The organism is Lysobacter sp. ESA13C (genome assembly GCF_019970005.1).
GTDB lineage: Bacteria > Pseudomonadota > Gammaproteobacteria > Xanthomonadales > Xanthomonadaceae > Lysobacter > Lysobacter antibioticus_B.
Genome location: NZ_JAHXYK010000012.1, coordinates 15,675 through 29,858, shown reverse-complemented (window position 1 = coordinate 29,858; position 14,184 = coordinate 15,675). Strand labels below are relative to the sequence as shown.

The window sequence follows — 14,184 nt, the reverse complement described above, 5'->3', positions numbered from 1 at the left end:
GCGGCGAGGCGCTTGGGCTGGGCGCGCGCGGAGCCGGCAGACCCCACTGGGGTCAGCCCGAGGATGAAGGCCGTCGGCCGCCGGAGGAAGATGACGCGGTGCAGCGCAGCGTGTGGCCTGCATCGGAGTAGGCCGGATCGGCGCTCGTGAGACCAGGCGCCAACCGGCGCAGTTCAGGGGTGATGGAAGTCGCGGATCGCGATTTTGCTACGCAAAACCGCCTCGAACAGCACTTGCCAGTCAGGCAAATGCAGTACAAGGACCCCGCGGGGAATTTTTAATTCTCATGGGGAAACAAAAATGAACAAATATTCCGAACGCCGGTTCGCCGCCTGCCTGCCGTCGTCGCTGTCGCTCGCCGTGGTCGGCCTGTTGGCCCTCGCCGCGCCCTGGTTCGCCATCGCCGGACCGGCGCCCGAGGACCGGGGCCTGGCCCAGCGTCTGCAGGTCGAGGAATCGCTGGCGCGGGTCGACCGCGCCGTCTACGCCGACTACTTCCGCCAGGCCTATGCGCGCTATCCGGCGATCCCGGCCGGCACGCTCGAATCGGTCGCCTACGTCATGAGCCGTTGGCAGCACCTGCAGCCGAGCACAGCCCAATACGGCGAGCAGCACCAACACATGCCGCGCTCCTACGGCGTCATGGGCCTGTACCGCGGCGAAGGCTTCGCCGACCAGGTCGGCGAGGGCGCCCGGCTGCTCGGCGTGCCGGCGGCGCGGGTGCAGCGCGATCCCTTGAGCAACATCCTCGCTGCCGCCGCCTTGCTCGATCGCGAGCTGCGCGCCGATGGCGTCGGTGCGAAGGCTACGCCCGAGGCCACGCGCCCGGCGCTGGAGCGTTATGCCGGCTTCGCCCGCGGCGGCAACGCGCTCGCGCGCAGCGCCATCCAGGACCACGCGCGTTCGAGCTTCGCCTTCGATGTGCTGCTGGCCCAGGACAAGGGCGTCAACGACCGCGGCATCGTCGTGCCGGAGCGCCCGGTGGCCTGGGAGCGCGCCTTCGACGCGCGCAAGCTGGTGCAACTGCGCGCGCCGTTCGTGCGCCTGGACCTGGCCCGCGATCGGGTCGAGACGCAGGGCCTGAAAAGCGGCGACTACGCCATCGACCCGCTCAGCGAAACCCTGACCGCGCCGAGCCTCGACAGCGCCGACACCAAGAGCACCGACTACGGTCCGGCCTTGTGGGTGGCGTCGCCGTATCACTCTCCCCGCACCTCGTACGACTCGGTCACCATCCACACGATGCAGGGCTATTACGCCGGCAGCATTTCCTGGTTCCAGAACAACCCCAAGAGTGTCAGCGCGCACTATCTGATCCGTAGCTCGGACGGCCAGATCACCCAGATGGTGCGCGAGGACCGCGCCTCGCATCACGTCGGCATACACAACAAAACCACGCTCGGTATCGAGCACGAAGGCTTCATCAACAACGCCAGCTGGTACACCAGCGCGATGTACAACGCCTCGGCGGCGCTGACCCGGCACTTCTGCGCCCGCTACAGCGCGATCAGCTGCGCCAGCGCGTTCCGCGGCCCGGGCGGCAGCGGCGTCAACGTGTTGCCGACCAGCGTCAAGGTCAAGGGCCACCAGCATTACAGCGGCCAGGATCACACCGACCCCGGCATCAACTGGGACTGGGCGCGCTACTACAACCTGCTCAACCCGGGCAGCGGCACCGGCACCGTGATCGACAGCTTCGAGAGCACGGTCGGCCACTTCGACACCGGCCCGGCCTATTCGGGCAGCACCACCGGTATCGCCGCGACTTCGCTCGGCGAGCGCAACTGCGCCACCCGCAAGAACGGCGAATGCTCCCTGCGCGTGCTGCTCAAGGACGACACCGCCAGCGCCAGCGATTGGGCGGTGCGCTTGTTGTCGGCCAGCGGCACGCCGGCCAGCAACGCCGCGCTGACGCGCGCCAACGGCAAGGTCGGGTTCTGGGTCTACACCGGCGCGACCGGCATGAGCGCCGCGCTCGGCGTCGACGACAGCGACGGCACCGAGCGTTCGATCAGCCGTGCGATCCCGGCCGGCACCTGGACCTACCTGGAGTGGCGCCTGGACGACGCCGCCCAGTGGGACGCCTGGGTCGGCAACGCCAACGGCGCGATCACCGCCAGCACGGTCAAGCTCGACGCGATCTGGCTGTACCGCGACCAGACCAGCTACGACGTCAACCTCTATCTCGACGACGTCCAGGTCAAGTACTGATCCGACCAAGCACTGATCCGAGAGTTTCACCACCGATCCCTCCGCGCGCAGGCCGGCACCCCGCAACCGGCCTGCGCGCTTCGGATCATCGCGGCCGCACGCGCACCACTTCGCACCGCCGATCGGCGTGAAGCGCGCCTGCGGACGGTTTCGTCACTCCCAGGGGATCGTCCATGTCCGAGCACCCGCAAGCGCCCGAAGCGCCGCGCCCATCGAGATCGCCGCGTCGCCTGCCAACCTGGTTGGCGGTCCTGGCCCTGCTGCTGGCCGGCGCCGTATTCGCGCAATGGCTGCGCACGCCGGGCGCGGCGCATCGCGCCAGCCGCGCCGGCTCGACCACGCCGGCATCGAACAGCGCATCCGCCAGCCGCGCGCTCGATATCCGCGTACGCGACAGCGTCAGCGGCCGCGCGCTGGATTCGCACCTGGTCGTAATCGCACGCGGCGCCGAAGCGCGCGTGCACGACCTCGGCATCACTACCCGCGGCGGCCGCGTCGCCGCCCTGGCCGAAGGCCGCTACGAGCTGATCGTCAGCGCGCCGGGCTACGACAGCCTCAGCACCCGGGTCGAGATCGACGCCGCGCCGGTATTGCCGGTGACCGTGTGGCTGTCGCCGTCGATGCCGTCCGAAGCCCTGGATCTGTTGGCGCTGAAGGCCGCGGCTTGCGCGCAGTGCGCGGTGTTCAGCGGCCATGTCTACGATCGCAGCGGCCGTCCGGTCGCCGGCGCGCAGGTGCGCAGCAGCCAAGGCGCAGGCACGACCGCCGACGGCGAGGGCTATTTCGAGTTGTCCGCGCAACTGCCGCGGGCCCTGGCGCGCGACAGCGAGGCCTTGCCGGCGACGGTGGAGATCACCGTCAGCGCCAAGGGTTACCGCAGCCAGCGCCTGACCGGGCTGCCGCTGCTCAACGACAGCCGTCACCTGATCGTCGATCTCGAAGCCGGCGCCGGTTCGACCGTGGTGATCGATCGCAGCCACGTGCAAGTGCGCGCGCGCCAGCGCGAAGACCAGCAACGGCCGCGCTCGGCCGCCGATGCGCTGCAGGCCGAATCCGACGCCGCCGCCGACGAAGACGCCGCGCTCGACCCGCGGCGCCCGGCCTCGGTCGCGATCGCGCAGCGCCTGATCGCGCAGGCGGTCAGCGTGCCGGTGCCGTCGAGCATCCGCGTCGGCACCAATTGTTCGGGGCGTTCCTGCAGCGGCGTGTCGGTCTACGGTTTCGAAGACTACGTCGGCCGCGGCCTCGACGAGGAGTGGATCCCGTCCTGGGACGCCGACTCGCTTGCGGCCGGCGCCGTCGCCTACCGCAGCTATGCAGCGTATTACGTCGCCCACCCGGTCAACAGCCGCTACGACATCTGCAACAGCACCTCCTGCCAGGCCTTCAACGCCGACAGCGTGTCGGCGACGGTCGCGGCCGCGGCGGCCACGCGCGGCGTGCTGCTGACCCGCGACGGCAAGACCGCGGCCTTCAGCGAGTACTCCTCGGAGAACAACGCCTGGGACAGCCCCAGCGACGGCCTGTCCTGCGTCAACAACGACCTCAGCTGCGGCAACGGCCGCAACGGTTCGCCGCGCAACAACTGGCCGTGCCTGTCCGATGAGGTCGGGCGCAATCGCGGTTGTTTCGGCCACGGCCGCGGCATGAGCCAATGGGGCACGCAGCGCTGGGCCGCCAACCACGGCCGCGACTGGCGCTGGATCGCCAACCACTACTTCAACAACAACAACAGCCCCGGCGGCATGCGCAATGCCTTCCTCGCCAACGAGGGCGGCGGGCCGGGCGGCGGCGCGATCGTGCTCGACGGCTTCGAGAGCGGCGTCGGCCGTTTCGCCAGCGCGCCGACCGCGTCCGGCAGCACGATCGGCGTGTCGACCGCATCCTTGGCCCAGCAGGACTGCGCCACGCGCAAGAACGGCAGTTGCTCGTTGCGGGTCTTGCTCAAGGACGACCCCGCCGTCGCCAGCGCCTGGGCGGTGCGCCTGTTGTCGGGCGGCGGCACGCCGGCCAACAACGTCGAGCTGGTGCGCAATGGCGGCAAGGTCGGCTTCTGGGTCTACACCGGCGCCAGCGGGCTCAGCGCGAGCCTGAGCATCGACGACAGCGACGGCACCGAGCGCGCGATCAGTCGCGCGATTCCGAGCGGGCAATGGACCTGGCTGGAATGGTCGCTCGGCGATGCCGCGCAGTGGAACGCCTGGGCCGGCGCCAGCAACGGCACGATCGACGCCGCCAGCGTGCGCCTGGATGCGGTGTGGTTCCTGCGCGAGCAGACCAGTTACGACGTCAACCTCTATCTGGACGACGTCCAGATCCTGCACTGACCCCCTTCAACCGCGTCGCGCCGCCGGCAACGGCGCGGCCATCACCGATGGAGTATCCCCGCCATGAACGCAGTCAACGCAAGACGTATCCGACTTCGCGGCCTGTCCGCGCTGTTCGCCTTCGCCGCCTTGTTCGCCACCGCCGCCGAGGCCGCGCCGAACTTCCAGATGCCGTTTCCCTGCGGCCAGACCTGGGCCGGCCAGACCCGCTCCAACCACCGCCCGCAGAACTCGGTCGACTTCAATCGCGCCAACGATGAGGGCGACACCGTGGTCGCCTCGGTCGGCGGCACCGTCAGCGTGGTGCGCAACCTCGGCGACACCAGCTACGGCAAGTACGTGGTGATCGATCACGGCGGCGGCTGGAGCACCCTGTATGCGCATCTGAATTCGTACTCGGTCTCGGTCGGCCAGAGCGTCGCCGCCGGCAAGGCGATCGGCACCGTCGGCAACACCGGCGGCTCGTTCGGCGCCCACCTGCACTTCGAAGAGCGCTTGAACGGCAGTGCCCAACGCATTCGTTTCAACGGCGCGTTGATCAAGTACTTCGACGAAAGCGGCAACAGCACCAACTACACCAGCCGCAACAGCTGCAGTGGCGGCGGCACCGGTTCGGGCACGGTCAATACCAACGGCACCCCGCTGAACGTGCGTTCCGGTCCCGGCACTTCGTACTCGATCGTCGGCAGCCTGGCCGACGGCACCGCGGTGACGATCCAGTGCCAGACCACCGGCACCTCGGTCACCGGCACCTACGGCACCAGCAACATCTGGAACCGGATCGGCAGCGGTCGCTTCATTCCCGATGCCTACACCTACACCGGCTCGGACGGTCGCGTCGCACCGCCTTGTTGATGCGCCGAGGGCGGTCGTAGTCCGATTGCCCTCAGTAACCCCTCTCCCGTCCACGGGAGAGGGGCTTTGTTGCGCTTGTGCCGGCGGATTCGTTTCGCAGGCGCGGAATGCAGCGCGGAACAAGCGCCGCGTTATCCTGCGACGAGGTTCCGCCGGTTTGAAACGTGTATGAAATCCAGCCAGGTGCTGTTGGTCGCCCTTATCTCCGCCGTCTTGGGCGCCGCGCTCGGCGCCTATGTGGCGCGTCGCGAGGTAACGGCCGCACCGCCGGCGGCGCCGCCGCCCTCGACGCCGGTGCAGCAGCCGACCGGGATCGATGCGGCGACGAGTCCGGAATACCTGGTGCTCGGCAACGAGCGGATCAGCTTCGAGTCGTTGCGGCAACGCGCCAGCCGCGATCCGGCTTTCCTGCAAAGTCTGTTGCAGCGCTACCGCAACGAACGCGACCTCGCCGCGCGCGGCGAACTGCTGTCCTTGCTCAATGCGGTGTCGGGCGAGGAGGTACTGCGCTTCGCCTTGTCGCTCAGCGCCAGCACCCGGCCCGAGGACGAGCGCGATGGCCTGGAGCTGTTGCGCGCGTATTCGATGGACCGCCCTGAAGTGCGGCAGACGCTGTTGGCCAAGCTCGAGCGCGGCGGCGACCCGCAGCGCATGGGCGAATTGGTGGCGATGCTGACCCCGGCGACGATGCCGAGCGAGGACGCCGCGCCGGTGGTCGCCGAACTGGCGGCGCTGGCGCGTCACCCCGATCCGAACCTACGCGCACAGGCCGTGCTGCAACTCGCGCAATGGGACGACGGCGAACAGGTCGAGGACCTGTTGCACCGCGCGATCCTCGACAACTCGGCGGAGGTACGCGCGAAAGCGATCGCCGGTGTGCTCGGTTCGGGCATCCGCAGCGAGCGCCTCAAGGAAGCCTTGCTCGCCATCGCCGCCGATCCCGAGTCGAGCGCGGCCGATCGCGGCGCAGCGACGTTCGCGCTGCAGGAGTTTCGCCTCAACCGCGCCGAGTACGGGATCTGGCGTCGCGCCCAGGCGCAGTCCGACAAGGACGGCGGCGAGGGCCGATGAAGCTTCGAACCGGGTGGTCGCCGGCCCGGGTCCCAGGGCGGATCGGCGCTGATCGGGGTTCCGCGGGCCGCCCGGGGCCTGGATCGCCCCCGGTTTGGTATCGGTTCGGGACGATCGAATATGAACGTCGTTCAGGTTCGATGCAGCGAATGGATTCGGTTTATCCGGCGCCCAGTCGTCCAATCGCCAGAAGTAAAATCGTAAAATTCAATGAAATCAATTGGATGAGGCTGGGGCGATAGCCTGCGGGGTGCCTTTGGCACCGCCCGGCTGCAAGCGGCATGTTCCAAACCGTGCACTGGATCGCCTAATCGAATGAACGCGGGTGCGTTTCTCCAATTGATTTTCCCATCGCGGGCCACTACGGTGTACGAGCTGAGTTCGTCAAGGGTCACCGTAGGTCGTGACCCGATGCCGTAGATCGCTGATCCACTCCATCGTTCCACCTCGCTTCCTCCTTGCAACCAGCCCCAACGCCGTGAAAGCGGCATTCCAACACAACGTTTCAAGGAGTAAGCAACATGTCGGATCGTGAGATCGGTACTGTCAAGTGGTTCAACGACGCCAAGGGTTTTGGTTTCATCAGCCGTGAGAGCGGCGATGACGTGTTCGTGCATTTCCGCGCGATCCAGGGCCAGGGCTTCAAGAGCCTGCAGGAAGGCCAGAAGGTCTCCTTCGTCGTGACGCAGGGCCAGAAGGGCCTGCAAGCCGACCAGGTGCAGGCGGTCTGAACCCTCGGGTTCAACGCTGACCTCGCTACCCGCGCCGCAAGGCAGGGTGGCATCGAGAAGCCCGGCGCAAGCCGGGCTTCTTCGTTTTGGGGCTCGCCGGTGGCGGGCTGCTGCATTCTTGGGCCCGGCCACGCCGTGCTTTTTCGTTTTTTGGCCCAGCTACGCCGGGCCCGCCGCATCCGTCCGTCGCCCCGGCTTTCCAATCCGGCCGCCAGGTCGCACCATTTCCCTTCCCCTACGGACGCCACCCCATGAGCGCACCCGACAACGAATCCGACTACGAGGGCGACGAAATCGACTTCGCCGGTGGCGACAGCGACGAGGAACTCGACGAAGAGGCCCTGGTCTGGCAGCTGATGCTGCTGATCAACCCCGGCGACGAGGACACCGCGCTGCAGCAGTTCGCGCGTTACCGCGAAACCTGCGAGGACGACGCCGACGCCGAGCCGGCCGAGACCATCCAGGAGGTGATCGACTGGACCTCCGGTTATCGCGTCGACTGGAAGGACACCGGCTCCTTCATCGATTCGATCGCGCAACTGGCCTCGCGCTGGAACCTCAGCGTGGACTGGGGCGTGGAAGACCCCACCGACGAGGACTTCCTCGACGCCACCGATGTGCCCGAGCTGATGGCCAAGGCCTTCGTGCGCCTGCGCGAACACGGCTACACCTTGTGGAACCGCGACACCGGCAGCGACATGTACGCCGGCTGGATCACCCTGCGTCGCGACGACGAGAACATGGAAGCGGTCGCCGCCGCGCTCGGCATCGACATCCGTCTGGGCAGCGACGCTTACTGATCCACGGGTGGCGGCTGAGCGTTGCTACCGCTCCGCTTCAGAGCAGGAGCGGCGCAAGCCGCGACCACGCCCTGGCGCGACCCGACGCCCGCCTCGGCCGCTCATCTGCTGCGCCCGCACCTCAATGCCGGCAGAACGCCGCCAGCCGCGGGTGGCGCTGCTCGAACGCCCCGAGCCTGCCGAACACGCCGTCGAAATACCCGACCGCGATGGCGACGATCTTGCGCAGCTTGTGCTCCTCGCACACCAGCACGCACAGCACCTGGTGCAGGGTCAGCAACTCGATCAGCCAATGCACCGACCAGCGCGAGGCGTTGGAGCGCAGCGCGTGCACGGCGTTGCGCGAGGCGTAGTAGCGGCGCCAGGCCACGTGATTGCTGGTCGAAAAGATCCCGCGCTTGACAAAGCGCCCGACCTGCTGGCGCATCTCGACCGCGGCGTTGACGTAGACCGGGATGCCCTGGCGGGTCGCGCGCAGGCCGTACTCGATGTCGACGTACTCGATGAAGTAGTCCTCGCGGAACGCGCCGAGCTCGCGATAGGCCGCGGCCGAGATCGCCGAACCCGACGAAATCACGAACAGGGTCGGGATCAGGCCGTCGACGCGGTCGTCGATCCGCTCCGGCCGCGGCATCCGCCCGGCCGGCGAGAATACCGGCAGATAGCGGCCGAGGTTGGCCTCGAACACCTTCGGCCCGAGCACGAAGGCCTGACTGCCGACCTGGGCGCAGGCCTGCATCATCCGGGCGAAGAATTCCGGGCCGAGCTGCGAATCCTGGTCGAGCAGGAACACCACCTGGCAGCCGCGCGCGAGCAAGGCCTCGACGCCGCGGTTGTAGGCGCCGGAGATGCCGCCGGCGTTGCGGTTGAACACCACCTCGATGCCGGCGCCGCGCAGGCGCTCGTGCAAGTCGGCATCGGCCTCGGGCGAGTTGTCGACAGCGACGACGTGGCGACAAGCGGCATGCGCATCGTCGAGATGGATCAGGTGCGACGCGTCCGGATGCCACAACACGAACACCACCCCGAAGGCGCGCGGATCGATCGCGCGCGGGATCCTGGCCGGTTCGACGGCGGTGTCGCCGGGCGGCGGACCGTAGGGCGCGTCCGCGCCTAGGTCGCGGTCCACCTTCATGCGGCTTCCCGCACCGACAGGATGTCGGTCTCGGCCGGATTGGCGGTGCGTCCGCGCTCCCACAGCGAGGCGATGACGTGGTCGCGGATCGCTTCGGCCTGCTCGCGCGGCAACGAGTGCAGGTCGGACATGAAGCTGAAATCCAGCTCGCCGGCGAAGCCCGACATCAGCACCGAGGTGGTGGTGCGCCAGGGCAGGTGCAAAGTCGGGCTGTATACGGTTTCCAGGTGGAAGCCGTGGTAGTCGCGCGGCATCTCGATGCGGCCGACGTTGGACAGGGTGACGTCGTAGGCGTCGAGGTCGGAGCGGCGCTCGGCGATGAACTGGTCGAACACCGAATGCAGCAGCTCCAGGCCGATGAAGAACTCGTAGACGTTGCGGGTCAGGCGCTCGATGCGCTGGTTGAGTCGGGCCTTGAACGCGCGCGCCTGATTCCAGTAGCCGAGTTCGTCGATCTGGTCCGGCGGGGTGCGGTTGTCGAGCGCGACGATGGCGCCGGGCGCGGACGCGAACAGGCTGTCGGCGCTGAGCCGCGGCAGGAACTTGCGGATGTCGACCGGCACGAACACCTTGCCGTTGGCGCGGTCGCTGCGGATGGTGCGGAACGCCAGCGAGAACGCGACCGCGATGGCGGCGAACACCGTCACGCCTTCGGCGCGCGCGCGCTCGGCCAGGGCCTGGCTGGCTTCGCGCGGCAGTTTCCAGCGCAACACATAAAACTCGCCCTGCGGTATCGGCGTGCGTTTGCGCCGCACCGCGAAGAACAGACGGAACGCCATCGCCTTCCAGCGCGCGTTGCGGTGGGCGCGGCGATCGTTCAGGACTTCCTCGGGCAGCAAGTCCTCCATGCCGTTGACGCTGGTATGGCGCCCGATATCGAGGTCCGGGCAGTCGCACAGGGCCAGGGTCTCGCGCAGCAGGGTCACCATCGACAAACCGTCGCAGATGCAGTGGTGGCAGGTCAGCAGCAACTCGCCGCCGTCTTCGTCGTGGATCCAGACCGCGCGCATCAGCGGCGCACGGTCGCTGGCGAACGCGGTCTCGCGTTCGATATGCGATTCGCGCAGCCAGTCCTGGTCGCTTTCGCGCGCGACCAGGCGCAGCGGGATCGGCGCGGGATCGTCCTCGAGCACGATCTGCGGCGAGTCGCCGTCGAGCACGGCGCAGCGCAGCATCGGGTGCTTGAGCTGGATGCGGTCGAGGGCGTGGCGCAACTGCTCCGGATCGAGCCGGCCGCGGATGCGCGCGGCCTGGACCAGGGTGAACGGGGTGTCGCGGTCGACGTACATGATCCGCTCGCACAGCATCATCTTTCGTTTCATCGTGTTCTCGCGATCGGGTGAATCGCCAGGCGCGCCGTCGAGGGCGCCGCTGGCCGGGAAAGCTCGGGTGCGGCCGTTCGCGCAGTGGCGCGGCGTTCATGCCGTTGCGGTGCCCTCGCCCGATCGGGACGAGGGCGCCGCGGCGAGGCGCTCGCCGGTCGGATCAACAGTCCGGAATCACCGCGCCGTTGTTGTCGCGCGCCTCGTCGTTGCCCCAGCGGCTCAGGTAATACGCCGACACCCAGGCCCCGGCCGGGCCGACGTCGAGATCGGTCTTGAGCCAGTAGTGGTTGTAGCTGGTGCCGACGCGCACTTCCTGGCCCCAGGCCTTGCAGTAGACGTAATGGGTGCCCTGGTAGAGGGTGCCGACCGGGGTCAGGGTCGACGGCCACTTGTAGCCGGTGGCATTGGCGAAGGTGTCGACCCAGTACTTGCCCGGCGGGTTCGGCGTGCCGCCGCCGTTGATCAGGCCGTAATAGCTCGACCACGGGAAGTACTTGCCGGGGTCGTAGCGGTTCTCGTTCTGGGTCAGCATGCCGTGGCCCTTGACCCGCACGCTGTCGGGGACCAGATGCCAACTGTCGTAGCCGGGGCCGTTCCAGGCCGTGCGGCAGTCGATGCCGCGGCGCGCGCAGATGCTCTTGGTCAGGCGCGCGGAGGCGTTGAGCATCGCCGCCGACCAGTTGCCGGCATCGGCGGCGCGGCCGTCGTGCTCGATGCCGACGGTGTAGTAGTTGTGGTACTTCGCATGCCAGGCCTGGCGGTTTTCCGCCACCATCTGGGTGATCTGGCCGTCGGACTTGCGGATCAGATAGTGCGCCGACACCTGCGCGCTCGGGTTCTGGAACCAGGCGATCGAGCCGGCGTAGGAGCCTTCCATCGTGTGCAGGATCACCGCGCTCATCGCGTTCGAGGCGGTGCTGTAGTTGCTCGGGCTGGCCGGGTTCCAGATCGCTTCGCCGAAATCGACGGCCTTGGCGCCGGCATCGATCGCCGGCCGGGCCAACTGATCGGCGAGTGTACGGTCGACGCGGACGCTGTCGGCGCCGGCGTCGATCAACAGGGTCGGCGCGCGCAGTTTCTGCAACTGACCGGCGCCGAAGGCGCGTTCGAGGCGCAGCGGTTGCGCCGGGATCTCGACGCCTTGGTCGCTGACGCCGCGTTCGAGCGTCTGCAGCACGCCATAAGCGAAGCTTTGACGCGCGTAGTCGGCGATGCCGCCAGTGGAGGCGCCGTAGCCGGCGTAGCGTGCCAGCACCGGGGCCAGATCCTCGGCTTGGGCGAGGGCGCGGCTGCGCCGTTCGCCCTGGCTGGCGGCGAGCGCGCGGTCGAGCAGGGCGGCGCCGGCGAGGATGTTGCTTTGCGCATCGTCGATGACCTGCTGCGCGCTGTGCCCGATCAGGCGCGCGCCTTCGCCGACCTGATCGGCGAAACCGCCGCCGTGATAAAGGCCCATGACGCCGTAGGAACGCGGCATGTGCACATCGCGCGGGTTCTGCGCTTCGGGGGCGACGTGGTTCCAGCCGGTTTCGGCATAAGCGATCGCTTCCAGCGAGCCGGCCGGCAGGTTCGGATAACGCGCATAGGCGCGGCGGAAATACTCGGGATAGGACGCGCGCCGGGCTTGCGCCAGCACTTGCGCCTGGGTCTTGTCGAATTCGAAACGCAGAACCTCGAGGTCGGGACGGTCGGCCGCGACGGCCAGCGCCGAGGTCAGCAGCAGCGAACAGCCGAGGGCTGCGGCGAGTGAGTGCACATGCATCGAACGATCTCCTTCGGAGTGTGTAGTCCGTGGAAAGCCGCGTATGGATCCCGTTCGTTCATTGTCGTGAGCAACCGCAGGGTTTACGTGACCCGTTGCCGGAAACCGGCGCTTTGCGATGCGTCGATCTGTGCCGACGCTTCCAGTCCGGCGCTGTGGTGCGCTGTAGACGCGAATATTTCACTGCGATGAATGCGTTGCGCACTGCCGGGCCCGATGCGGCGTCATGCGTCGTGCATGAGGATCACCGGCGGCGGTCGCACCCGATGGCTGGCACGGGCAGGATCGATTCACCGGAGCGCTTTCGCTTCGTTGAAGCGCTTCGTTCGCTGAGGAATTCGCGTGGAAACAAGCCGCGCCCGGTGTGCGCTTCAGCCGCCGCCGGTTCAGACCGGCAGCGCCGTCTCGTTATCAAATGGCGCCGCGTTCGCTGCGCACCAAGGCCATTCGTTGACGGCCAGACAGCGGCCGTCCGGCGCTCGTCGTGGGATCGCGATGCGTGGTGAGAGTACGAAACGGAGCACCGTCGTCAGCGCGCCTGGGCGGCGCCCGCAGTATTTGAAACCACGTTCGCTGCGGTCGAGGCTCGACGCAACCGCCGGAACCGCAAGGCGCGCGTTACCAGCTGTCTTCGAGCATGCGCGGCTTGCATGCCAGGCGCCCGCCGATGACCAGCACCAACAGGCAGGCGCCGAGCATCGCGAACGGCCACGCCCAGCCGTGGCTGAGGTCGTGCAGCCAACCGAACAACAAGGGGCCGAGGCAGCTGAGGGTGTAGCCGAGCCCCTGCATGAAGCCCGACAGCGCGGCCGAGCCGGCCGGTGTGCGCGTGCGCAGATTGATCAGGGTCAGCGACAGCGGGAAGGTGCTCGGGCCCAGGCCGATCAGCCCGACCCAGAGGAAGGTCAGGTGCATCGGCGCCAGCAGCAGGCCGGCGAAGCCGCCCAGGTAGGCCAGCATGCAGGCGATGACGATCGGAAACGGATTGGCGATGCGCACCGCGAGCGCGGGCATGCACAGCGCGCTGATCATGCCCAGGGTCGAGAACAGCGCGACCATGCTGCCGCCGAGCGCGGGGCTGCCGCCGGCTTCGATCAGCAGCTTCGGCAGCCAAGTGAACATCGAATAGGTGACCAGCGAGGTCATGCCGAACATCAGCGCCATGCCCCAGGCGACCGGCGAACGCCAGACCCGGCCGGGCGGGGTGGTGGCCGCGGGCGTGCCGAGTTCGGGCGCTTCGTCGCCGACGCAGACCGCATCGTCGTGGGCCCGCGCCAGCGCGCGCGCTTGCGCCGAGCGGCCGCGCGCCTCCATCCACAACACCGTGATCCACGGCAGCGCCGCGGCCACCGCCACCAGCGACCACGAGCCCAGCGAAGTGCGCCAACCTGCGGCCTGGGCCAGCGGCACCGCCGCCAATGCCGGCAGGATCGTGCCGAGCTGCAGCACGGTGATGTAGGCGGTGCTGACCGTGCCGACGCGATCGGCGAAATAGCGTTTGACCAGCGGCGGCAGCACGACGTTGCCGATGCCCATGCCGGCCAAGGCGAACGCCGAGGCGATCAGCAATTGCCCGGTGCTGCCGACGAAGGCGCGCGCGAGCAGGCCGAGCGCGGCCATCGCCATCGCCAGCAGGGCGGCGCGTTCCAGGCCGATGCGGTGGGCCAGTGCCGGCGTCGCCACGCCGAACAGCGCGAACGCGGCGGTCGGCACCATCCCGAACACGCCGGTCATGGTCGAACCGAAGCCGAACTCGCGGCCGAGCGCGTCGAGCAAAGGCGTCAGCGAGGTGACCGCGGTGCGCAGGGTGAACGCCGACAGGACGATGCCGACCAGCACCCAGGCGCGTCCCTGCCACAGCGGGCGTGCGATCGGGGCGGGAACGGCGGCGGTGGCGCTCATGGCAAGCTTCGTCGGAGAAAACGCGCCGGCATGCGATGCATGCGGGCGCGCGGGAAACTGGAATCGTC

At 68.3% G+C, this 14,184-nt stretch carries 10 protein-coding genes; 6 read left to right on the top strand and 4 right to left on the bottom strand.

Translation table 11 applies throughout. The annotated features are described in order from the left end of the window. Positions 1-300 precede the first annotated feature (300 nt). From LC490_RS20320 to LC490_RS20295, 6 genes are all read left to right on the top strand, one after another. Positions 301-2,211: a peptidoglycan recognition family protein gene (locus LC490_RS20320; protein ID WP_223621390.1), complete on the top strand. Its 1,911-nt coding sequence runs from the start codon at positions 301-303 to the stop codon at positions 2,209-2,211. Positions 2,212-2,384: 173 nt separating this feature from the next. Further along, positions 2,385-4,538, top strand: a complete 2,154-nt coding sequence (locus LC490_RS20315; protein ID WP_223621389.1) for a SpoIID/LytB domain-containing protein — start codon at positions 2,385-2,387, stop codon at positions 4,536-4,538. A gap of 63 nt (positions 4,539-4,601) precedes the next feature. Continuing rightward, positions 4,602-5,393: a M23 family metallopeptidase gene (locus tag LC490_RS20310; protein ID WP_051884580.1), complete on the top strand. Its 792-nt coding sequence runs from the start codon at positions 4,602-4,604 to the stop codon at positions 5,391-5,393. Between the two features lie 168 nt (positions 5,394-5,561). Continuing rightward, the gene (locus LC490_RS20305; RefSeq protein WP_223621388.1) at positions 5,562-6,464 is read left to right on the top strand and encodes a HEAT repeat domain-containing protein; all 903 of its coding nucleotides are present in this window, start codon (positions 5,562-5,564) and stop codon (positions 6,462-6,464) included. Positions 6,465-6,985: 521 nt separating this feature from the next. After that, positions 6,986-7,195 (top strand): cold-shock protein, encoded by a 210-nt coding sequence (locus LC490_RS20300; RefSeq protein ID WP_031371060.1) that lies wholly within the window; start codon positions 6,986-6,988, stop codon positions 7,193-7,195. Positions 7,196-7,446: 251 nt separating this feature from the next. Continuing rightward, entirely contained in the window at positions 7,447-7,995 is a 549-nt protein-coding gene (locus LC490_RS20295) for a hypothetical protein (protein WP_223621387.1), read from the top strand. A gap of 121 nt (positions 7,996-8,116) precedes the next feature. Here the strand turns inward: LC490_RS20295 and LC490_RS20290 are convergent, their stop codons facing one another. The 4 genes from LC490_RS20290 to LC490_RS20275 all read right to left on the bottom strand — a co-directional run bounded on the left by LC490_RS20290 (position 8,117) and on the right by LC490_RS20275 (position 14,116). Beyond that, positions 8,117-9,130 (bottom strand): glycosyltransferase, encoded by a 1,014-nt coding sequence (locus tag LC490_RS20290; protein ID WP_223621386.1) that lies wholly within the window; start codon positions 9,128-9,130, stop codon positions 8,117-8,119. Next, positions 9,127-10,452, bottom strand: a complete 1,326-nt coding sequence (locus LC490_RS20285) for a condensation domain-containing protein (protein WP_223621385.1) — start codon at positions 10,450-10,452, stop codon at positions 9,127-9,129. Before LC490_RS20285 ends, LC490_RS20290 begins: the two co-directional genes overlap by 4 nt. Positions 10,453-10,615: 163 nt before the next feature. After that, complete coding sequence (locus LC490_RS20280; protein ID WP_223621384.1) at positions 10,616-12,214, bottom strand: peptidoglycan recognition family protein; 1,599 nt, start codon at positions 12,212-12,214, stop codon at positions 10,616-10,618. Positions 12,215-12,832: 618 nt separating this feature from the next. Beyond that, positions 12,833-14,116 carry an MFS transporter gene (locus tag LC490_RS20275; protein ID WP_223621383.1) on the bottom strand — a complete coding sequence of 428 codons (1,284 nt, stop codon included), beginning with the start codon at positions 14,114-14,116 and terminating at the stop codon, positions 12,833-12,835. Between the last annotated feature and the right edge of the window lie 68 nt (positions 14,117-14,184).